Origin of the sequence: Alistipes sp. An54, assembly GCF_002159375.1 — a bacterium.
Taxonomy (GTDB): Bacteria; Bacteroidota; Bacteroidia; order Bacteroidales; family Rikenellaceae; genus Alistipes; species Alistipes megaguti.
Genome location: NZ_NFIA01000013.1, coordinates 22981 through 46266, shown reverse-complemented (window position 1 = coordinate 46266; position 23286 = coordinate 22981). Strand labels below are relative to the sequence as shown.

At 61.5% G+C, this 23286-nt stretch carries 16 protein-coding genes; 10 read left to right on the top strand and 6 right to left on the bottom strand.

Features of this window, described 5'->3' with window-relative positions; all coding sequences use genetic code 11:
* Positions 1-17: 17 nt before the first annotated feature.
* From B5G09_RS11385 to B5G09_RS11365, 5 genes are all read left to right on the top strand, one after another.
* On the top strand, positions 18-1109 hold the full coding sequence (locus tag B5G09_RS11385) for a fimbrillin family protein (protein WP_087405247.1): 1092 nt from the start codon (positions 18-20) through the stop codon (positions 1107-1109).
* 84 nt (positions 1110-1193) lie between these two features.
* Positions 1194-2138 (top strand): fimbrillin family protein, encoded by a 945-nt coding sequence (locus B5G09_RS11380; RefSeq protein WP_087405246.1) that lies wholly within the window; start codon positions 1194-1196, stop codon positions 2136-2138.
* 15 nt (positions 2139-2153) lie between these two features.
* Complete coding sequence (locus B5G09_RS11375) at positions 2154-3350, top strand: fimbrillin family protein (RefSeq protein ID WP_087405245.1); 1197 nt, start codon at positions 2154-2156, stop codon at positions 3348-3350.
* 25 nt (positions 3351-3375) lie between these two features.
* Positions 3376-5163: a hypothetical protein gene (locus B5G09_RS11370; RefSeq protein ID WP_087405244.1), complete on the top strand. Its 1788-nt coding sequence runs from the start codon at positions 3376-3378 to the stop codon at positions 5161-5163.
* Positions 5164-5173: 10 nt separating this feature from the next.
* Positions 5174-8308: a DUF4906 domain-containing protein gene (locus B5G09_RS11365; RefSeq protein ID WP_087405243.1), complete on the top strand. Its 3135-nt coding sequence runs from the start codon at positions 5174-5176 to the stop codon at positions 8306-8308.
* 118 nt (positions 8309-8426) lie between these two features.
* Here B5G09_RS11365 and B5G09_RS11360 read toward each other — a convergent pair whose 3' ends face one another.
* The 3 genes from B5G09_RS11360 to ftsH form a co-directional block, all read right to left on the bottom strand.
* On the bottom strand, positions 8427-9506 hold the full coding sequence (locus B5G09_RS11360; protein ID WP_087405242.1) for an alcohol dehydrogenase: 1080 nt from the start codon (positions 9504-9506) through the stop codon (positions 8427-8429).
* A gap of 141 nt (positions 9507-9647) precedes the next feature.
* Positions 9648-10286, bottom strand: coding sequence for a nitroreductase family protein (locus B5G09_RS11355; RefSeq protein ID WP_087405241.1), 639 nt, complete (start codon positions 10284-10286; stop codon positions 9648-9650).
* Positions 10287-10397: 111 nt separating this feature from the next.
* Positions 10398-12266: an ATP-dependent zinc metalloprotease FtsH gene (ftsH, locus tag B5G09_RS11350; protein WP_087405240.1), complete on the bottom strand. Its 1869-nt coding sequence runs from the start codon at positions 12264-12266 to the stop codon at positions 10398-10400.
* A 308-nt stretch (positions 12267-12574) separates the two neighbouring features.
* Here ftsH and B5G09_RS11345 point away from each other — a divergent pair, with 308 nt between their 5' ends.
* The 5 genes from B5G09_RS11345 (at position 12575) to B5G09_RS11325 (ending at position 19713) form a co-directional block, all read left to right on the top strand.
* On the top strand, positions 12575-13330 hold the full coding sequence (locus B5G09_RS11345; protein ID WP_087311042.1) for a UDP-2,3-diacylglucosamine diphosphatase: 756 nt from the start codon (positions 12575-12577) through the stop codon (positions 13328-13330).
* The gene (locus tag B5G09_RS11340) at positions 13330-14409 is read left to right on the top strand and encodes a glycosyltransferase family protein (protein WP_087405239.1); all 1080 of its coding nucleotides are present in this window, start codon (positions 13330-13332) and stop codon (positions 14407-14409) included. The genes B5G09_RS11345 and B5G09_RS11340 overlap by 1 nt, the downstream gene beginning before the upstream one ends.
* A gap of 9 nt (positions 14410-14418) precedes the next feature.
* Complete coding sequence (ppk1, locus tag B5G09_RS11335) at positions 14419-16473, top strand: polyphosphate kinase 1 (protein WP_087405238.1); 2055 nt, start codon at positions 14419-14421, stop codon at positions 16471-16473.
* Positions 16473-17375, top strand: a complete 903-nt coding sequence (locus B5G09_RS11330; RefSeq protein ID WP_087405237.1) for a hypothetical protein — start codon at positions 16473-16475, stop codon at positions 17373-17375. Before ppk1 ends, B5G09_RS11330 begins: the two co-directional genes overlap by 1 nt.
* A 286-nt stretch (positions 17376-17661) precedes the next feature.
* A complete protein-coding gene (locus B5G09_RS11325; protein WP_087405236.1) occupies positions 17662-19713 on the top strand; it encodes a family 20 glycosylhydrolase in 2052 nt (683 codons plus the stop codon).
* A 181-nt stretch (positions 19714-19894) separates the two neighbouring features.
* On the opposite strand, the gene B5G09_RS11320 is transcribed toward B5G09_RS11325, so the two are convergent.
* The 3 genes from B5G09_RS11320 to B5G09_RS11310 all read right to left on the bottom strand — a co-directional run bounded on the left by B5G09_RS11320 (position 19895) and on the right by B5G09_RS11310 (position 23286).
* A complete protein-coding gene (locus B5G09_RS11320) occupies positions 19895-21121 on the bottom strand; it encodes a permease (protein ID WP_241147655.1) in 1227 nt (408 codons plus the stop codon).
* A gap of 197 nt (positions 21122-21318) precedes the next feature.
* Positions 21319-21879, bottom strand: a complete 561-nt coding sequence (locus B5G09_RS11315; protein ID WP_241147654.1) for a helix-turn-helix domain-containing protein — start codon at positions 21877-21879, stop codon at positions 21319-21321.
* A gap of 108 nt (positions 21880-21987) precedes the next feature.
* On the bottom strand, positions 21988-23286 hold the full coding sequence (locus B5G09_RS11310; RefSeq protein WP_087405234.1) for a TolC family protein: 1299 nt from the start codon (positions 23284-23286) through the stop codon (positions 21988-21990).

The window sequence follows — 23286 nt, the reverse complement described above, 5'->3', positions numbered from 1 at the left end:
ATTTAACACCCTATTTTATGAAAAAAGTTTTGCTTTTGGCAGCTGCGGCGGGCATCGTGCTCTCCGGCTGCGTGAAGAACGAACCGGCCGACACGTTCGGTGCGTCGGACTCGAAGATCACGTTCGAAGCCCCGGCCGTAGGCGCCACGACCCGTGCCATCCCGGGCGAGATCGACAACTCGGCAGCCTATCCCGAGAAAGAGTCGTTCAACGTCTGGGGTTGGTATCACCAAGGTGACTACACCACCTTCGGTGACTCGGGCAACGCGTGGACCAACTACATGACCCAGAAGGACGGCAAACCCATCACGGTAGCCAAAGAGGGCAACACCTGGGCTCCGGAGACGGACTATTTCTGGCCCAAAACCGGTAAGCTGACCTTTGCCGCCTACTCGCCTGCCGATGCCGCAGGTACCTACACCCACACGGCCAATGGTCTGCAGATCGCCGGATTTACGGTTCCCGCAATCGGCGATCAGTACGACCTGATGTACAGCGACCGTGCCTACAACCGTACCAGCTCGGACAACAACTATTCGGGAAGTGCTACGAATACCTATGACGGGGTCGACATCGTCTTCCACCACGCCTTGTCGTCGATCGTCTTCAAGGTCGGCACCAAGGAGAATTACTCGACGGGAGCCGACATCGACTTCAAGATCAAGAGCATCACGATCAAGAATGTCTACAATGCCGGTAACTTCAACGAGACGCTGACCGACGGAAGCGGTTCGACGACCCGCACTCCCGCCTGGACGGCAACCGGCAATGCAGATGCCCAGTATGTCGCATTCACGGGTGACTTCGCCGTACCCGAGGATAAGACCTACACGGAGCCCACGGGCGCTGCCGATCTGATCCTGCTTCCGCAGTCGTTCGAAAGCAACACCGCTGCCGTTGTCGAGATTGTTTACACCTATGGAACGGACGCTTCGGGTGCGATCGAGGCTACGGAGACCTTCAATCTGAACAGCACGACGAATGCCAAGGCCTGGGAGCCCAACAAGCGCTACACCTACCGCATTATCTTCGGTCTGGACAAGATCACCTTCGCTCCCATTGTCGAGAACTGGGAGGATGTGACCGTCGAGCCCGACATCGAACTGTAATCCGCCCGCGGAAGCGAACACTTGTTCCGCAATTTGCCTGCGGACGGGGTGATACCCGCCGCAGGCCCTAAAGACCTGACAAGCATGAAAAACCCACTCTTTCGGATCCTTCTCGCTTCGGCAGCCGCCTCGCTGATCGGCGCCGGCTGCGTGAATGAAGACCGCGACCATCACGATCCCGTCGTAAGGCTCGCGTTCGAACCCGTCATGCAGGCACAGGTACGCTCGGACGCCGCCCCGGAGGACGACGCCGCAGCCTACTCCATCGATGACCATTTCGGGGTCAGCGGCTGGTCGCTCGACAAAGAGTCCTCCTGGAAAGCCGAAGCCAAAAGCGCCGACAGCTATCTGGCCATGGAACGTCTCGTCCGGAACGGAAACCTCTGGTATCCCGACCCGGAACTGGACTGGCCGTCGGATCAGTACACGCTCTCCTGCATCGGGTTTGCACCGTTCGAGGCCGCCACGGCCTGCACTCCGTCGGAAGGCGTCGTCTTCGACGAAGTGGACACCTCGTCGGACCCCGGCGACCTCCACTACACCGAGCCCCAGACCGATCTGGCCAAAAGCCACAACGGCGGGATCATCCCTCTGCCGATGATCCCCGCACTCTGCAAAGTCGACTTCCGGGTGCGCAGCGTCTCGGGGTACGAATCCACACGCGTCTATGTCCGCAGCATTACGCTCGCCGGAATCGCGCTGAAGGGCCGCTTCCAGTCGCTGCCAGAGCCGAAGTGGACGCTCGAGGATCCGGCAGATGAGCGTCTTCTCTTCTTCGAAGGCGATCAGGAGGCGGTATATACGCCGCAGATCGTCGGCTCCGCACGGCGCATCATCCCCCAGAAGCTCGACGGCACGATCAACGTCGTCTATCAGTTTGTGACCCCGGCCGGCGGCCGTCTCAACCAGGAGGAGAAGGACCTGCCCCTCAAGATTACGCTCGAAGCCGGCCGCCACTACGTCGTCACGCTGGCCGTCAGCCCGGCCGGCGTCGAGGTAATTCCCGAAAATCCCTCACAACTCGAATAAAAACGCCCGACACGCATGATACGAACATTCAAATACCTGATTCCGATCCTCTCGGTTGCGGCGTGGAGCTGCTCCAACCCCGATACCGGAGGAGCTTCGATGCCCGAAGCCGGAACCGTGCCCATCAGCTGGAAGGTGGAAAGCGTCGACTCTCCCTCTTCCCGCTCGCTCGTGGGCCCCGAATTCGACGATGAGGGGAATCCCTACACCGATCGCGACTGGATCACCCTCGAACAGGCCTGCGCCCCGACCGGGAACGGCGGCGAAGGTCAGGCCATCGGTATCTGGGCCGACTACACCTATACCGACAGCCAGGGCAACGAGAAGACCAACCGCAATATCTTTGCGGGCACCCGGCTCATCTATGCCGAAAAGGCCAACGGGAACCCATGGAGCGACTGGAACTACGAAGGAAACGACCTCTACTGGTTCAAGGGCGGCCAATACAAGTTCCGCGCCTACTACCCCGAGCAGATCGGCGACAACGTCATCTCGTCGGCCACGGCCTCGACCTTCGTCATCGAATACCCGACCCACGACATGCAGGAGGATCTGCTGCTGGCCTACAACTACGTCAACACGACCGATCCGCAGGTCGACCTCAATCAGCCCGTCGCACTCCGATTCAGCCACGGTCTGGCGGCCGTCCGGTTCCTCGTCAAGGCCACCTATTCGAACACCGACTACCTTACTTCGTGCTGGCTTCAGAACGCCGGTTCGCGCGACTTCGCCACCTCCGGAATCCTCGCCTACGGATCGGAGACCGACGAGGAGAGCATCTCCTGGATCAACGGCTACAATCCGCCCGTCACCGAACGGATCTATTACTGGAAAAACTCGGGTGTCGAATTTTCGGCGGACCCCGCGGCCGGAACCTCAACCCCGGCCATGGCCTACACCCGGACCGGGACCTCGGAGGGTGAACTCTTCGCTCAAAACAACGGCTGGGTGCTGATCCTCCCCCAGCAATCGTCCGGAAACCTGCAGTTCTGCTTCACGACCCAGAGCGGCGAAGAGGGCGTCTATCGTGTCTCCATTCCCAAGGTGACCGAGCGCATCAAGGCCAGCGACGGCTCCGTGGTCGAAAGTACGGAATACCTCCCCGGAAAACGGTATACCTATACGATCTCGATCACCGAAACCAACCTCATCCTCGATCTGACGGTCGCCGACTGGAACGAACGCGAATCGTCACACAGCATCGTCTTCTGACAACGCCCCAAATTCAGCAACCATCATGTACGGCAAACTCTCCATACGCTATCTCGTTCCGATGCTCCTGGCGGCCCTCATCGGGTGCCGGCAGGCTGAAGAGGCCAGTCCCGTGACCCCCGACTCGCCCCGCGAACCGGCCAGTCTGGTCCTGACGTCGGACTTCTCGGCCCTGATCGCCTCCGCATCCCGGACCAACGACGCCGACGACAACACCATCCGCCACGTCTCGCTCTTCCTGATCAACTACCTCGAAAACCGGCTCGTGGCCTACCGCACTATCTATCCCGACGAGCAGACATACGACGATCGGGATGCCGAAAACGGCTTTGTCAACGAGGCTACCGGCGAGGTCGATCCCGCGCTGACCTCCGGGAAGGTGGTCCGCGTGACGTTCAACTACAACGATCCGAAACATGGACTGGCCGAAAAACTGACCCGCGGCACCTATCTCCTGCTCGCCGTGGCCAACTACTCGGAATCGGATCAGTTCGGGAACTCCGGAATCGCCCGGCAGATCAGCGACCTGATCGATCGCTACCGGAAAACGCCGGCAACCGGTATCAGCAACTTCCGCCAGGAGTGCGGCAACTTCTATGATCTGGTGCTGCAAATCCCCGTCAAAACCGACCAGAACAACCAGCAATACGCCCCCTACGTACGCCCCGGGAATGTCTCCATTCCGCTGAGCAACATGCAGACGCTGAATCTGATCTCCGGTACGAACCGCATGAGCGCCGAACTCAAGCACACGTGCGCCCGCCTGAGAATCGACATCTGCAACTACAGCGAACTGCCGCTGACGGTCGAGGATCTCTCGCTGAGTGACAACTTCACCCAGTCGGCCTGCTACCTCTTCTCGCGGGCCGACGGCGAAAACTACACCGATGCGGTCGTAAACGCAAACAGCGGCAAGGGTGCTCCGATCACAACCGACGCAAATGCACTCGTTCCCTTCGTCGAAAATACCGTCGTCACCAAGGATATGGGAGTCACGACGCTCTTCGACGGACTGATCTACGAAAGCCGCGACGAGGTGAACAACTACACCTACACGATCGGGGTCAACTACGGAAACAAGGACCTCACCCGCTACGAACTCAAGAACGGCGGACAACCCGTCACCTCGCTGGGCAACATGCAGGCACAGGGTCCCTACTTCCTGATCAAACGCAGCGACGCCGACAACTACCTCTATGTCGAAAACGACAAGGTATACGCTTCGACCGACAGCCGGACTCCCCAGCAGATTCTCGATCGGTGCGCCGGCGCAAACTACTACTACAACTATGTCTGGGAACTCGTATGGAGTGGAAACGGATCGGGCTACTACCTGAAAAACGTCCAAACCGGCGACTACATCGACAAAATCACCACCATATCAGGCACAACCGAAAGTTACCGGCTCGGGATGGTCGATCAGGCAGGCCGGGACAATAGCTACTCCATCATCATGTCCGGCAACTATTACCTCTTCATCTCGGACTATTACAGAAACCGCTACGGAACCAATGCCTACATCAACGTCCGGGCTGACACCTCTACCGCTACGGTCGTCGGATGGGACGGCAACGGCTCATGGTCGCAGTTTGCACTCTATCCCGTAGAACCGCAGCAAGGACTGGGCAGCCGGCAGCAAGTCGTGCTCAGGACCATCGACAAGGCGAGCGGTGTGGTGAGCGACGTGCACGAAATCCAACGCAACGACTTCATCCGCGTGCTGGTCGAGGTGTCGTACAACCCCGACAAGGGCGACTTCGAATTCTACGTCAACGACTGGGAAATCGGCGGCGGCGAGATAACCTTCAATTGATTCTGCGCGTATGAAACGATTCATAATACTCTGTCTGTCGACGCTCGGTCTGCTGACCGCAGGCTGCGTCAAGGAGCCTGAACTCGACGCTTCGCCGGTCGGCGAAGGCGAGGTCTGGGCCACGCTCGACTTCGGGCATACCGATTTCGAGAAAATTCAGGTCACCACCCGCTCGACGCTCGGGCTGATTGCCGAATCGCGCGTCACGAACCTCTATGTCTTCCTCTTCGACCGCAACGGGAACCGCGTCTACGGCCACTACTTCGACTACGACAACAAACGGTCGACCCGCTCTGAGGTCGTTGCGGCCAACGTCAACTGCTGGATGGTCGACAACCTCATGAATGAAGGCGAGCAGACCCGCGGTACGATACGCATGAAGATTCCCCAGCTCTCGGGCGGTACCTTCTACCTGGTGGCCAACCTCGATACCGACATGTTCAACATCTCGGCCGATAAGTTCAGCTTCATCCGTACGCGCGCCGAACTCGAGGCCATGGCGGCCGTGCTCAATCAGGAGATCACCTCCCGCAACGGCATGTTTCCCATGACGGGTCTGGCCGAAAACATCACCATTACCGAAAACGGAATCACCTCCCAAACGGGCGGCAGCGTCGAGATACCGCTGACCCGCATGGATTCGAAGATCGAAGTCCGCATCCGTCCCGCCGTCGGCAACGAAACCCTCGTCGACGACGGAGGTACGGAGACCATTCAGCGGATCAAGGGGTTCACTCCCGAATCGTGGCATGTTGTCAACCTGCCCAAGGGTTCGTTCCTGGTCGAACATCCCGTTACGGACGCGGGCGGCTACGACGCAGATAGCGGATTCTTCGACAGCCCCGAGGTCAACTTCGAAACCCAGACCGAAGAGAGTTTCTCCTACGTCAACGGCAACGGAACGCAGACGACTGTCACGGCTCCCGTCTACGGGTTCTCGTTCTATGCCTACGAAAACCGGCCCGCAGCCAAAAAGAGCGTTCCGGAATACCATCTGCGCGACAAACGGATCAAGGATGAGGCAGGGGCCTACGATACGACAAACGGATTGTGGGAGTATGCCCCCGAGACGGCCACCTATCTGGTCATCAAGGGCGAAGTGGTCATGGATGTCGACGTCAGCTCGGAGGCCAAAACTCAGACACTCAACGCTTCGGTTGTCTACTACATCCACCTGGGAGACATTGCCAACGACCTGAGCGACTTCGGTGTCAAGCGCAACACGCACTACACCTATACCGTCACCATCAAGGGCGTGGAGAATATTCAGGTCGAGGTGTCGACCAACGTCGAGAATGAATCCGGCGCCACGGGACACGTCTACATCGCCAAGGAGTCGATCTACACCTTCGACGCCCATTACGGCCAGCGTGTCTTCGCCTTCGACCAGGAGTCGATCACCTCGGAGGATGTCACCTGGTACGTAAAGACTCCGTTCGGCCGCGAGGGCATGCCCGAGGTAGTCAACGGCGCCGAGATCCCGAACGGTCTGGACTACAAGTGGGTGACGTTCCGCATCAACGAGATCGAGCCCTCGGGGCAGTACAGCCACCGCAACCGGAGCTACCACCCCGACGAGGTGATGGACGTCATCGAATTCTGCAGCTACATCCGCGAGCAGAAGACCCTCTTCGATAAAAACCGGCCGAACGACTTCCGTCTGGAGGAAGATCCCGAACTCAAGCGGCAATACCCCGACCGTCCGGACATCTACAACCGCTACCGGATCTACGCCACGATCTTCGTCGACGAATACTACTACGACAAGGACCCCATCTCGGGCGAGGTAAGGTCGACGCTCTGGAAGGAGTTCATCAACCAGCCCAACCGTACGATGCACATCCTCTGCGACACGGATTTCAGCGCCGACGGCGACAGTTCTACGACCGGCAGCGTCGTGACCATCCGTCAGCACTCGATCCAGTCGATCTTCGACACCACGAACGAGGAGCTCAGCACGGCCTGGGGCGGCGAGACAATCGACGAAACCGAAGGACACCTCTGGTTCTACAACCGCACCGAACGCCACGGTACCGTGTCCTACAACCAGAAGAACTTCGGCAATACCTCCCGCTCGAACGGACTCTACAACACGGTCCGACTCTGGGAACTGACCGACGGAAACGGGAACTTCAGCTACAAGCAGTGGAACGATTACCTCGATTACGACCGCGAGAACGACCATGAACAACTCTTCCTCAAGGACGATGACAATATTGCGACAGCCCGCTATACCTGTCTGATGCGCAACCGCGACGAAGACGGCGACGGCGTCATCGAGGCCTCGGAAATCAAATGGTATCTGGCGTCGATCCAGCAGTTGACGGCGCTCTACGTCGGCGATCAGGGCCTCTCGAACAACGCCAAACTCTACGACCGCTACAACGGTTACGGAAAGAATGACAGGGACGAAAACGGTTCGATCTATTGGCGCCGCCACATCATCAGCAGTACGCGTTGGGGTGGCTCCGATCTGGCCAACTACCCCACCATGCTCTGGGCCGAGGAGGGACTCTCGACGAGTGCCTACCAGCAATACAGCACGGGCAACAATGCAAAACCAGGCCGATACACCGTCCGCTGTGTCCGCAACCTGGGTATGGACCCCGCCAGCGAGTCCGAAGCCGTGGCCGCCATGAACGACGTCGACCACATGCCCGAATACTCGATCCGCTTTCAAACCGTCGAGGAGAACAATAACTCCACATCGGTCTACAAGTTCGACATGTCGCGGGTCAACAAAAAATCGACCCGTTACTACACCTCCCGCGAACTGGAACCCGGCGACGAGTACTCGGAATCGGCCCGCGTCTATTCCGCATTCGAAACCGGTCCGCTGGTGACCTTCACCGGCGGCGGCTACAACGCCCTGAAAGATATGATCGAACGCGGCGATTCGCCCTGTCCCGACGGATACCGTACTCCGAATATCCGTGAGGCCAGTCTGATGTCGAACTACATCACGTCGGATGTGAATAAGAGCTGGTGGAACAACCGGTATTCGCTCGTCAATACCTCCTATTCACTCGGAGAGTTGGGCAAATTCTACGACTGGGGCGTATCGTGGTACTGCACCGGCAATCACGTTACCATCGCACAGCCCAGCAACGCCACCTCGATCCGCTGCGTGAAAGATATCAAATAAACCGACGGGCGGAACAACCGCAAACTCTTCCGGAAAACAAGCCGGGAGGCAGATCCTTCGATCTGCCTCCCGGCTTTTCCGTTTTCACCATCCGCGGACGTCAAGCCGGGTTCCGGAATCAAAAGGAGCATTTCCGACCTCCGCTCCGGGAGCCTTCATCGGAATCGGGTTCGATGGCCACCTTGATCACCCCGTCGTCGTGGTGCTCGAAGAGGTAATAGGCTTCGTCGATCCGGCTTAACGGGTAACGGTGCGTGATGAACGGCGTGGTATCCAGTTTGCCCGCCTCGATCAGCCGGAGGATCTCCGCACAGTCGCACCCGTCGACGCCGCCGGTCTTGAAGGTGAGGTTCTTGCCGTACATCTCGGGTAGCGGAAGCACCTGCGGCCGGTCGTAGAGCGCCACGACCGTCACGATCGCATTGGGACGTGCACACTCCCACGCCAGACGGAAGGTATCCTCACCGCCGGCCACCTCCAGCACACGGTCGGCTCCGCCGTGGTCGCTGTGACGGAGGACAAAGTCGCGGCATTCGGCCGGACCTGTCACCAGCACCTCGGGATAATGGTCGCGGACGAATTGCTGCCGCTCGGGATCCCGTTCGCAGACGATCACCCGCCTGGGCTGCCGAAGCCGCACGCAAAGCAGCGTACAGAGCCCCGTCGGGCCGGCTCCGAGGATCAGGACCGTATCTTCGGGAGTGATCTCCGAGATGCGCGCCGCCCAGAAGCCCGTAGCCAGGATGTCCCCGACGAACAGCGCCTGCGAATCACTCACGGAGGCGGGAATCGGGGTCAAACCCTGATCGGCATGGGGCACCCGCACGTATTCGGCCTGACCGCCGTCGATCCGGCAGCCGAGAGCCCAGCCGCCGTCGGGATCGGAGCAGTTGTTCACGTAGCCGTGGCGGCAAAAGAAGCACTCGCCGCAGAAGGTCTCGACGTTGACCGCCACCCGATCCCCCGGACGGACCGTGGTCACACCGGCCCCGACGGCCTCCACCACGCCGACCATCTCGTGTCCGACGGTGATGCCCGGAACGGCCCGCGGCACACTCCCGTGTTTGATATGCAGGTCGCTCGTGCAGATGCTGCCGAGCGTCACGCGGACCAGCGCATCGTGCGGATCCAGCAAACGGGGCATCGGCTTGTCGAGCAGCTCGAAACGCCCCTTTTCAACATACGTGCAGGCTAACATGAATACCTCATTTATCTGCGCACAAAGATAACCATTCGCGTCCGATATTGCACCAAAAAAAGAAGGGAATTCAGCAGGTTCGCCAATCCCGGAGGGAAGAGAGCGACACGGAGGGAGCCGGAGTTGGAACCGAAAGGCTGATCAGCGGCCGATCAGCAGATCGTCGAGACGGACCTTCGGCACGTAGTGCACCCCCTCGCGCCGGTAATAGGCATGGCTTTCGCCGGCTGCGATCTCGGTCAGTTCGATCCGTTCGGCACCCCGGCCGATGGCCAGAATCAGCAGCGGGTCGAGAGGCAGGCCGAGCGTCTCCCGCACCCGCGCGGGGTTGAAAGCCCCGATGCAGATGCCGTTCAGCCCGATCTCGGCAGCCCGCAGCAGCATGCTCTGCGCCGAGATGCCGAGGTCGATATCCACATAGCGATCTTCGGGGAGCGTCGAACAGATGACGATGAAGGCGTTGGGTTCGGTGCCGGGCAGCGGAAGGTGCAGTTCGGGGAGCGCCGCCCCGAGGCGGATCAGCGGCAGCAGCTGCGGCGCCTCGTCGGCAAGGACCGGCCGGAAGCGCAGCACCTGCTGGTTGCGGGCCGACGGAATGCGGGTATTGACCTCGATCAGGGTCCGCAACTGGTCCTCCCGGACCACAAAACGGGGATCATACCCCCGGTAACTGCGATTGCGGAGCAAGAGTCTGGTAAGTGTCACGGCGGGCCGGTGTACGGGAGCCTCGGCCCGCGCCCGATACTCCTCCATCTTCCGTCCCAGGTAGTTGTCAGCCATATATGTTCAGAATGATTTGCCGCCGCAAATTACAAAATCCCCGGCGGAAAAGCAAGATCCCGAAACCGGGCGGGCGGTTTCGGGATCGAAAGACGGAGTCGTCGGCGCGGATCAGGCCGCAGCGGTGTGTTTGCGGACGATGCGCATGAACTCCTCGCCGGTGATCGTCTCGCGCTGCATGAGATAGTCGGCCGCCTCGTCGAGGATCGCACGGTGCGACGAGAGGATCTCCCGAGCCTTCCCGTGGGCCTCCTTCACGATGCGCAACACCTCACGGTCGATATCGGCGGCCGTCTCCGAGGAGCAGGTCAGCGAATTGTCGCCCCCCAGATAGGCGTTGTTGACCGTCTCGAGCCCCATCATGTCGTACTTGTCGCTCATGCCGAAGCGGGTGACCATGGCGCGGGCCAGCCGCGTGGCCTGCTCGATGTCGTTCGAGGCCCCGGTGGTGATGCTTCCGAAGACCAGCTCCTCGGCCGAACGTCCGCCCGTCAGCGTTGCAATGCGGTTGAAGAGGTTTTCGCGGCTCAGCAGCACCTGTTCGCCCTCGTCGACCTGCATCGTATAGCCAAGGGCTCCCGACGTTCGCGGAATGATCGTGATCTTGTGGACCGGCGCCGAGTCGGTCTGCAGGGCAGCCACCAGCGCATGGCCGATCTCGTGGCAGGCAACGATGTGCTTCTCCTCGGCGGTGAGCACCGAATGCTTCTTCTGCGCCCCGGCCAGCACCGTCTCGACACTCTCCTCGAGATCGGACGTCGTCACCGAGCGGCGCCCCTGCCGCACGGCCCGCAGCGCCGCCTCGTTGACGATATTGGCCAGTTCGGCCCCCGACGATCCGGCCGTGGCCTGCGCCACGATCGAAAGATCGACCTCGTCGTGTTTCACCTTGGCCAGATGCACCTCCAAAATGGCCTTGCGCCCCTCGAGATCGGGCAGCTCCATCTGGATGCGGCGGTCGAAACGTCCCGGACGCAGCAACGCCCGATCGAGGCTCTCGGGACGGTTCGTGGCGGCCAGAATCACGACGCCCTTGCGGCCGTCGAAGCCGTCCATCTCGGTCAGCAACTGGTTGAGGGTCTGTTCGCGTTCGTCGTTGCCGCCGAACGTCGAGTCGCGGCGCTTGCCGATGGCGTCGATCTCGTCGATGAAGATGATGCACGGAGCCTTTTCCGAGGCCTGCTTGAAGAGGTCGCGGACCTTGGCCGCACCCATGCCGACGAACATCTGCACGAACTCCGACCCCGAAAGGGCAAAGAACGGCACTTTGGCTTCACCGGCCACGGCACGTGCAATGAGCGTCTTGCCGGTTCCCGGAGGACCGACCAGCAGGGCGCCCTTCGGCAGCGTGGCACCGATTTCGGCGTATTTCTTCGGATTGTGCAGGAAGTCGACGATCTCGGTCAGCGCCTCCTTGGCCTCGTCCTGACCGGCCACGTCGGCAAACGTGGTCTTCACGTCCGAATCGGCGTAGATCCGGGCTCCGCTGTTGCCGAACGAAAGGAAATTCCCGCCGGCTCCCATGCGGGCCTGAATGCTCCGGCTGGCCTGTTTCCAGAGCATGAAGAAGATCAGTCCCGGAAGGATCCACATCAGAATAAAGTTGAGAATCGGCGAATTCTCCTCGGGGACAACCTCCGTGAAGGAGATCTTGCCGCTGTCGTTCGGGCTGGAGGCCGTCAGCAGCCGGTCAACCAGTTCGGGATCTTCGACGGCTCCGGTGCGGAACGTTGCGGTTTTGCCCTCGTCGGTCCGGGCCGTAAAGTAGATCTGGCCGCTCTTGATCATCACCTCGCAGACCTTGCCGGCATTGACCTGCTCGACAAAGGTGCCGTAATCGGTCGTGGTGATCCGCCCCGGGCTGAAAAGCGGAAAAACGAATGCGTTGAGAAACAACACGATCAAAACGCCCCACAAAATTGCCGGAAAAGGATTGCCGCGGCGTGGAGCGGGCGTTGGTGTTTCCTGTTTGTTGTTCATGCGTCGAAATTGTTTGATTCGGCCACAAAGATCCGCTTTTCCGGCGGGAAACAATCCCCGATTTGCCATCAAGAGTGTCGAAATATTCGCCAAATGGTCCTGGCGGCTGCTGATCCGCGCAGCAAAATCGGTTTCCCGTGCGAAGCAATGACCCTGACAACACCGGCCCGGCCCCGGAGGCTGCACGGCCCGGCCGGAACTCCGCACCGAAGATTCCACCCCACCGGTTTGTCACAACAATGTCACATTCATGTCGCACGGGCGAAAAAACGTTCGCATTCCTTTGTCGTGTCAACAGGAATAGTGAGATGTCCGAAACCAAACACTTCAAGACCATCGTAATGTCCGATGTCCACCTCGGGTCGAAATGGTCGAAAGCCAAGGAGGCCAACCGTTTTCTGAAGTACCATACCTGCGACACGCTGATCCTCTGCGGCGACATCATCGACGGCTGGGAGCTTCTGCGCGGACGGCGCGAAAAGTGGAAACGCCGCCATACGAACTTCATCAGCCGCCTGCTCGACCTTCAGCACGACACCCGCATCATCTATCTGCGGGGCAACCACGACGACTTTCTCGACCGCATCCTGCCGCTTCAGTTCGCCAACATCTCCATTCAGAAGGATTACACCTACACGAGTTGCGGGAAACGTTACTACGTGCTTCACGGCGATGTCTTCGACCACGTGACCTCCTCGATGCGGTGGCTGGCCAAGGCGGGCGACGTGGGCTACTCGCTGCTCATGTGGGTCAACCGGCTCTACAACCGCCGCCGCCAGCGGCGCGGCCTGCCCTACTACTCCGTCTCGCAGCGGATCAAACAGAAGGTCAAGGCGTCGGTTTCGTACATCAGCGACTTCGAACAGCATCTGGTCCGTGTGGCCCGGCAGAAGGGGTGCGACGGCGTCATCTGCGGACACATCCACCAGGCCGACCAGCGGATGATCGGCGAGATGCTCTACCTCAATTCGGGCGACTGGGTCGAGTCGCTGACAGCTCTGGCCGAAGACTACGACGGCACGTGGCGGATCCTCCGCTACGAAGAGGACAAACCCGAACGGTAATGCGTTATCTCTTTGTCATTCAGGGGGAGGGGCGCGGCCACCTGACCCAGGCGCTGTCGCTGGCCTCGATGCTGCGCCGCCACGGTCACGAGATCGTCGGGGTGCTGGTCGGGCGCAGCCCCGAGCGGCGTCTGCCGGAGTTCTTTGTCCGGAAAATCGGCCTTCCGATCACCGAATTCGAGGCTCCGCAGTTTGCCTTCGACCGCTCGAACCGCAGCGTCAGCCTGCTGCGCACGCTGCTGTGCAACCTCTCGCCGCGCCGCGCCAGGGCCTTTGACCGCAGCATGCACCTGATCCGCGACCGCATCCGCGAACTGCGCCCCGACCGGATCGTGAACTTCTACGAACTGCTCACCAGCCTGACCGTCCGCCGCTTCGGGATCCACATTCCGATGACGGGCATCGCCCACCAGTTTCTGCTCAACCACTCGCGCTATCCCTTCGCCCGTCACACCGGCATCCAGGGGCGGTTGCTGCGGCTTCATGCCCGACTGACTGCCTGCGGATGTTCGGAACTGCTGGCCCTCTCGTTCCGGCCCGACGAGGCCGACACTCGCCACCACATCCGTGTCGTACCCCCGCTGCTGCGCCGCGAAGCCCTCAGCGGCGTTTCATCGAACGGGGATTTCATCCTCGGATACATGGTCAACAACGGCTTTGCACGCGATCTGCGCAGCTGGTGCGGCAACCATCCCCAATGTTCCGTCCACGTCTTCTGGGACCATCCGCTCTCGCCCGAGACGTGGTACGCCGAGGGGCGTCTGGTTCTTCACCGACTCGACGACCGGCTTTTTCTCGACATGATGCGCAGCTGCCGGGGCTACGTCACCACGGCCGGATTCGAATCGGTCTGCGAGGCGATGTACCACGGCAAGCCGATGATGCTCATCCCGGCCCACATCGAACAGCGGATCAATGCCGCCGATGCGGCCGCCTCGGGGGCCGGCATTACGGCCGATCGTTTCGACCTGGACCGATTCAACGCCTTTCTCGCCTGCCGGCCCCAACCCGATCCGGGGTTCCGCCGCTGGGTCGACTCGGCCGAAGGGCATTTTCTGCAACTTCTGACCCGATCGTAAAATCCCGATATGGACTATTCGTTCAACAACCGCGAGTTGAGCTGGCTCTCGTTCAACGAACGGGTTCTGCAGGAGGCGCAGGACCCGAGCGTTCCGCTGCTCTCGCGCCTGCAGTTCCTGGGCATCTATTCCAACAACCAGGATGAATTTTTCCGGGTCCGCATCGCCAACCTGATGCGGCTGAAGCGTTCGCGCAAGCAACGCAACCGACAGCTGCTTGGCGGATATACCCCGGCCGCCCTGCTCGAGGCGGTGAGCCGCCGGGCCGACCGCGGGCAGGAGCTTTTCGTCTCGACCTATCGCGACATTCTCCGCCGGATGGAGGCGTGCGGCATCCGCGTCGTCGACGAAAAACACCTCTCCGAGTCGCAGCAGCGTTTCTGCCGCGACTACTTCGCCACGGTGGTCTCGCCGCGTCTCGTGCCCCTCATCCTGCGCAAATCGGTCAAGATTCCCTTCCTTCCCGACGGAAACGCCTATCTGGGCGTGAAGATGACCTGCGACGAGGAGCGTTCGACCCGCTATGCCGTCGTCTGCATTCCGGTCAGCTCGGCCTGTCCGCGTTTCGTCGTGCTCCCCTCCGAGGAGGGGTACAGCGACGTGATCTTTCTCGACGACGTGATCCGCCTGATGATCGACGACATCTTCTTCATGTTCACCTACGACCGGATCTCGGCCCATACGTTCAAGATCATGCGAGACGCCGAACTGACGATCGACGACGACGTCTCGAAGAGTCTCTTCGAACGCATTGCCGAAGGGGTCGAGGAGCGTCGCTACGGCTCTCCGATCCGCCTGATCTACGACCGTCAAATGCCGCAGGATCTGCTCGACGTACTGGTCGGCAAGCTGAAACTTAAACCCGAAATGCTGGCTCCGGGCGAACGCTACCACCTGATGAAGGATCTGATGAAGTTTCCGCGGGTGCGTCCCGAGCTGCTCACGGCCAATCCCGAGCCGCTGCACCATCGCGACATTCACCCCTTCCAGAGCATTCTGAAGGTGGTGCGGCGCCGCGACCTCTTTCTCAACTACCCCTACCACCCGTTCCAGCACTTCATCGACTTTCTGCGCGAGGCGGCGATTGATCCGCGCGTCGAGAGCATCTTCATCACGCTCTACCGCACGGCCGAACACTCGAAGGTGATCAACGCCCTGGTCAACGCCGCCCGGAACGGCAAACAGGTGGCCGTGCTCGTCGAGTTGAAGGCGCGCTTCGACGAGGAGCAGAACATCGAACACACCGATCTGCTCCAACGCGAAGGGGTGCGCATCCTGCATACGATCGAGGATCTGAAGGTGCACAGCAAGATCGTGCTCATCGAGCGTCACGAAGGATCGGGCCTGCGCGGCTACGCCTACATCGGCACCGGGAACTTCAACGAGGATACGGCGCGCATCTACAGCGACTACGGTCTGCTGACGGCCCATCGGGGCATTGTCGAGGATGTGCGCAACGTCTTCGGCTTTCTGATGAACAGCCACAAGCGCTACCGCTACAAGCACCTGCTGGTCTCGCCCTACTACATGCGCGACGCCTTCACCGAACTCATCGACCGCGAGATCCGCAATGCCCGCAAGGGCCGTCCGGCCTACATCCGGGCCAAGTGCAACTCGCTGACCGACGAGCGGATCATCGAACGCCTCTACGAGGCCGGGCGAGCCGGCGTGGAGATCCGGCTGATCGTGCGCGGGGCCTGCTGCCTGCAGCCTGCGGTCCAGGGGATGAGCGACCGCATCCGGGCCATCAGCATCGTGGACAAGTACCTCGAACACGCCCGGCTCTACCTCTTCGCCAACGGCGGCGACGAGGTGGCCTACATCGGATCGGCCGACTGGATGTCGCGCAACCTCGACCGGCGGGTCGAGGTCTGCACACCGATCCTCGACCGGCAGATTCTGCAATGTCTCCACCGGGTCTTCGACCTGCAGTGGGCCGACAACGTCAAGGCCCGCGACCTGGCCGACCAGGAGCATAACCCCCATATTGAAGCGGCTCCCGGAGCCGAACGCCTCCGCAGCCAGACCGCCCTCTACGACTTTTACAAGGAACAGGAAAAATGATGAATCGAGAGACTTTCGGAGCCATCGATATCGGCTCGAACGCCATCCGGCTGCTGATCGACTATGTGGAACAATACGAGGATCAGCGTACGGAGTACAAGAAGGCTGCCTTCGTGCGGGTTCCCGTCCGTCTGGGCGACGACGTCTTCCTGCGGGGGCATATCGGCAACGACCGTGCCGAGGCGCTGTGCGACGCCATGCAGGGATTTGCGGCGCTGCTCCGGGCCTACGGCGTGCGCGACTACCGCGCCTGCGCCACCAGTGCCATGCGCGAGGCGGCCAACAGCCGCGACATTCTCGAACGCGTGCGGCTTCGCAGCGGCATCACGGTCGAGACGATCAGCGGCGAAGAGGAGGCCGAGACGATCTTTGCGGCCGGGGGACTCAAGGAGCGTCTCGATCCGACGAAAAGCTACCTTTATGTCGACGTGGGCGGCGGCAGCACCGAGATCGTCGTCTACGCCCTGGGGCGGAAACAGGCGGCCGAATCGTTCCGCCTCGGGACGGTCCGCATCCTGAGCGGGGCGACCGACCCGGCCGAATGGAAACGGTTCGAGGAGTGGCTGGTCCGAATGGCCGAGGCCTACCGTCCGACGGTCATCATCGGTTCGGGCGGCAACATCAACAAGGTGCACAAGCTGCTCGAAAAGCGGTCCCGGGAAGCGATCCGCGCCAAGGAGCTCACGGCTCTCTATGAGCGGCTGCGGAGTCTGAATGTCGTGCAGCGCATGGAGCAGTTCTACCTGAATCAGAGCCGGGCGGAGGTGATTGTTCCGGCTCTTGGGATCTTCACCGACGTGACACGCCTCTGCCGGATCGGGACGATCGATGTTCCGCGACAGGGACTGGCCGACGGCATCATCCGACAACTTTACCGCCAATATAATCTCCCATACCGGTAAACCATGGAAGAGCACAATCGCCCGCTTGCGGAAAAAGCCCGTCGCATCGACCGCGAATTGCGCACCGCAGGTTGCATCACCCTCGCCGAGCTGTCCGCCCGGACGACACTCACCGCCGAGGAGCTTCTGCCGGCACTCGGCTGGCTGGCCTGCGAGGGGAGGGGGCGATTCGTCTTGACAAGGAGACGATCCATGCGCTGCAGTCGGAATTTTATTTCTGAGTGGGTGGCAACCGGACAAAAATTTCTATCTTTGTCTGTAACTACCCTACTAAAACGACCGACCGATGAACCGAACCGCACGATGGCTGCTTCTGCTGCCCCTGCTGCTGAACCTCTCCTGCCGACAGACGGCACCGCTCGATACCTGCATCATTCCGCAACCGCAAGAGACTGAACCGCTCGGCGGCGTGCTGAATCTCGAACGCCCGCTCCATGTCGAGATCGAATCTCCCGACTCGGAAGCCCTTGCCGCCTGGATCGTGACCACCGGCCTTCCGCTTGCCGATCCGAGCCGGGAGGGACAACCGGTCCGTTTTCCGCAACTGCGGCTGGCCTGCAGCGACGACGCCTCACTGCCCGAATCGGAGGAGGGCTACCGGCTCGAGATCACGCGCCGCGGTGTGGAGATCCTCTCGCGGGGCGAAGCGGGCCTCTTCTACGGTCTGCAAACGCTGCAGCAGCTCTATGATCACTACGGCGCGGAACTTCCCTGCATGCGGATCACCGATGCACCGCGCTTTCCGTACCGGGGCCTGCACCTCGACGTGTCACGACACTTTTTCGACAAGGAGTTCGTCAAGAAACAGTTGCGGATGATGGCCCGCCTGAAGCTGAACCGCTTCCACTGGCATCTGACGGACGGAGCCGGCTGGCGGATCGAGATCGACCGCTACCCGCAGCTGACCGACGTGGCAGCCTGGCGTCGCGGCGCGACGTGGCAGCAATGGCGCGACGGCGGCCACCGCTACTGTCGGCGCGACGATCCGGAAGCCTCGGGCGGCTACTACACGAAAGCCGACATCCGCGAGGTGGTGGCTCTGGCCGATTCGCTGCATATCACCGTGATTCCCGAGATCGAGATGCCCGCCCACTCGGAGGAGGTGCTGGCGGTCTATCCGGGACTCAGCTGCACGGGCAAACCCTATGCGACGGGCGACTTCTGCATCGGCAACGAGGCGACATTCGAATTTTTGGAACATGTTCTCACGGAGGTCATGGAGCTTTTCCCCTCGGAGTGGATCCACATCGGAGGCGACGAAGCCTCGAAGCAGGGCTGGAAGAGTTGTCCGAAATGCCGGGAACGGATGCGCCGTGAGGGGCTGGCATCGGTCGACGAACTGCAGAACTACGCCGTCCACCGCATCAACGGGTTTCTGGCCGGACACGGCCGGCGATTGATCGGCTGGGACGAGATTCTGGACGGCGGACTGGCACCCGATGCGGTGGTCATGTCGTGGCGCGGCGAGGAGGGCGGACGGAAAGCCGCCGCAGCGGGCCACGAGGTGGTGATGACCCCGGGGTCGCACTGCTACTTCGACGGCTACCAGGACAATCCCACCACCGAGCCGCAGGCCTTCTCGGGCTATCTGCCGCTGCGCAAGGTCTACGCGTACGATCCGGCGCCGGATGCGATGCCCGGCCGCGAATGGATCCGGGGCGTGCAGGCCAACCTCTGGACCGAATACATCCCGACCCCCGAACAGGCTGAATACATGCTCTACCCGCGCCTCTTCGCGCTGGCCGAGGTAGCGTGGAGCCAACCCGGGCAGAAGAATTTCGACGATTTTCACCGCCGGGCGCTCGACCTCACCGAGCGGATCCGCCGGGCAGGCTATAACGCCTTCGACCTCGCACACGAAGCGGGCGAACGCCCTGAATCGCTCACCGAGACGGATCATCTGGCCCGCGGCTGCCGGGTCGACTACGCCACACGATGGCGGGATCAGTATGCGGCCGGCGGAGAGACGGCACTGACCGACGGTCTGCGCGGTTCATGGAGTTACGGTACGCGCTGGCAGGGATTTCTCGATGATATTGACGTGACGATTGATCTTGGCACGACGAAGCCTCTGCACGAGATCACGGCGGACTTCATCCAGTGGTTTTCGGCGTGGGTATGGCTTCCGATGCGGGTTGAGATTGCGGTTTCGGACGACGGCCGCGAATTCCGCACGCTGGCCACCCTGACGAACGACTACCCCGAAGAGGCCGAACGCCCCGAATACCGTGCCTTCGGCTGGCAGGGCGAGGCCCGGGGGCGTTATGTCCGCTACCGCGCCTGGCGCAACGACCGTCCGGGCGGCTGGCTCTTCACCGACGAGATCATCGTCCGCTGACCCGCCGCCCCCGACGTCCCGCCACCCGACACCCCGACGTCCCGACATCCCGACACCCCGACGTCCCGACATCCCGACACCCCGACCAACAGAGCGCCGGCCCCGGAGATCTCCGGAGCCGGCGCTTTTCGTTCGTCAGCCCTGCCCTCCGGCACAGCCGACCATCGCGTAACGGCAACACCTATCCGACGTACTCGTAACCCAGCCGGTCAATGGCCGCAATGATCTTCTTCGGGTCGAACGTTCCCTCGACGTGAGCCGTTCCAGCCGCCAGATCGACCTCGACCGACGTCACACCCTCGACCTGCGACAGTCCCCGTTCGACGTTGGTCTTGCAGTGGTTGCACATCATGCCTTTGATCTTGAACGTGTTTTTCATATCCGTATTGGTTTTGGCTTTGCGATAGCGCTTGAAGAGAGCCGCGGCGAGCAGCACGACGAAGAGGATGCTCGATGCGACCTGCCACCAGGGAGTGGCCGCGGCATGCGAACAATGACCGGCCATCATCGTCGACTGCAGGGGCTGAAACCACTCGGCAGGCAGCAGCGTGTCGATCGCCAAACCGAAACCGATGGCCCCGACGATGATGGCCGCCAGATAGAGCAGCAGCGTGCGGCGTCCGAGGACCTTTCCGATGACCAGAATGGCGGCCATGTTCGTGGCCGGTCCGGCCATCAGCAGCACGAGCGCGGCACCGGGCGAGAGACCCTTGAGCATGAGCGCCGCCGCAATGGGCACCGAACCCGTGGCGCAGAGATACATCGGGATCGCGAGCGCCAGCACGAGCAGCATGCCCCACAGCGGGTGCTGCGCCGAGACGGCAAAGAGGTCATCCGGCACGAAGATCGTAATGGCTCCGGCCAGCAGCAGCCCGATGACGAGCCAGCGGCCGATGTCCTGCATCATCTCGCCGAATCCGTAACGCAGCGCCGAGAGGCAGCGCCCGAGGAACGACAACCGCTTCGGCGCTTCGGCGGAGGCGGTGCAGCTCAACGGAGCCTCGTCGCGGCAGGCAGCACCGACCAGCGCACCGCCGACCAGCGCCGTCGTGAAGGCCGCCACGGGACGCAGCAGCGCAAAGGGCAGGCCGAGCAGTCCGGCCGTTGCCAGAATGGAGTCGACGCCGGTCTGGGGCGTCGCAATGAGGAACGAGACCGTGGCGGCCTTCGAGGCCCCCTCGCGGTGCATGGCCATGGCCGTGGGGATCACCCCGCACGAACACAACGGCAGCGGCACGCCGAACAGGGCGGCCAGCGCCACCGAGCGGAAGTTGTTGCGGGCCAGATAACGGGCATAGAACCGCCCGGGCACGAAGGCGTGCAGCAACCCGGCAATCAGGAAGCCGAGCAGCAGATAGGGCGACATTTCGTTGAGCAGCGCCACGAACGGCATGAGATACTCCTGCATGAGAAGCGGTAGTTTTTACGCCGCAAAGGTAACCAACCCTCTCCGCCGCGGTGTTACAGATTTCCCGATATTCGTTACAGGATTTTTCGAGGGAGAGAGCCACCGGGGCACCTTCCCTGACGAAGCCCCGCACGCCGCCCTTCACGATGCGCCGACCGCCATGAACGGCCCGACACCCCCCCCCCGACACCGATCGACTATACCTTGTCGAGCGTCTGCCTTCGTCCGCCGCCCGACTGCCGGTATCGGCTCGGGGTCAACCCGGTGACCTGCTTGAACTGGGCGCTCAGATGGGCGACGCTCGAATAGCCGAGCCGGAAGGCGATCTCGGCCAGCGGGAGTTCGTCGTAGACGAGCAGCTCCTTGACGCGTTCGATCTTCTGGGCGATGAAATACTTCTCGACCGTACGGCCCTCGGTCTCGGAGAAGAGGGCGCTGATCTGACGGTAGTCGACGCGCAGCCGCTCCTGCAGATAGTCCGACAGCCGCACGTCGGGCACCACCTCCGAACCGCGCACCAGCTCGATCACGGCACGCTTGACGGCCTCGATCAACCGTTCGCGCCGATCCTCCAACAGTTCGAAGCCCAGCGCCTCGAGCCGTGCGGCCAACCCGGCCTTGCGTTCGGACGACAACTCCCCCACGATCTCGACCTCGCCCAGCCGGACCGATACAACCCGGCAGCCGAACCGTTCGAGTTCGGTGCGGACGACCATCACGCAGCGGTCGCAGACCATGTTTTTGATGCGCAGTACCACGTCGGCAAAGATAGGGAAAACCTCCGAAAAAACGAGCGGCGGCCCAACCGAAGTCCGACCACCGCCCGCAGCCCGCCGTATGGAGCCATCCGGAGCCGTTCGGAGCATTTAGCGACCCGTCACCCGCATATAACGGGCCATCGCCGTACGATAGGCGGCAAAGGCCGACGTCAGGTTGTTCCGACTTTGGGTGTAGAGGGTTTCGGCATCGAGCAGATCGGTCAGCGGAGCGGTTCCTGCCTGATAGAAATTGCGGTTCTCGCGCAGGTTCTCCGTTGCGGAGTCGACCGAACGCCGGGCCAGCACAATCTGGGCATAAGCCTCCTGCAGGTCGCTCCACGACTTTTCGATCTCCACGGCCAGCATTTCACGGGCCTGCAGACGGTCGTTTTCGGCCAGATCCTCGCGGATCCGGGCCTTTTTCAGGGCATGAGCCCCGCCCCACCACGCGGAGATCGGCACCGACACCTGGGCAAAAACCATCCCGTCGTCGACATCCTTCTCCGTCATGTTGTAGTAGAGATACCCGGCCCCGACACCGACCGTCGGCAAGCGCTTGCCGCGCTCCATGCGCGTCTGGTACCTCTGCGCCTCAACGTTCTTTTCGGCCAATTGATACTCGACCCTCCGGTCGACGGCCTCCTCGACCGGAACATAGCAGGCTCCCGGTGCTTCGGGTTCGCTCCAGTCGGCGGCCGCCACATCGAACCCGTGCCAGTCGACGCCGATATACTGAGCCAGCAGGAGTTTCATGACCTTCAGTCCGTTTTCGACCTTTAGGCGGTTCGAGGCGACCTCCTGCTGCCGCAGTTCGACGCGCAGCAGATCGTTCGTCGTGACGAGACCGGCCTTGACCGAGAGTTCCACCTGGCGGTGGATCTCGGCAAGCTGGCGTTCGACGGCCCCGATGGTCGAGAGGTTGTCCTTCAGGGCGACGATCTGCCAGTAATAGGTATCGGTCTGCTCGCGCACCTCGCCTTCGGTTTTCCGCACCTGCAGTTGCCCGACCTCCTCGCCCAGGCATGCAAGTTTGTTGCCGTTGACGATTTTCAGACCGGCGAACACGGGCTGAACGGCCGTCACACAGCCGAACATGCCGCGCTTGACCATCGAGATCGGCAGATTCATCGTCCCCATCTGGGGGATCGTCAGCCCGAAATCGGCCTGCACCAGCCCGTGCTGCGCCTGGAAGGCGCCGCCCGAAGCGGAAATCTGCGGGAAATAGTTCGTCAAGGCCTCGTGACGGGTCTGCAGGGCAGCCTCGAGATCGAAGCGTGCATCTTGCAGCGTGCGGTTGTGCCCGACGGCGGCCTGACGGCACTCCTCAAGCGTGAGGCTCCGGGCCCCGGCCTGCCCGATGGAAAGAAGGCCCGCCGTCAAAAAGAGAGCTATGAATCGTGTTTTCAT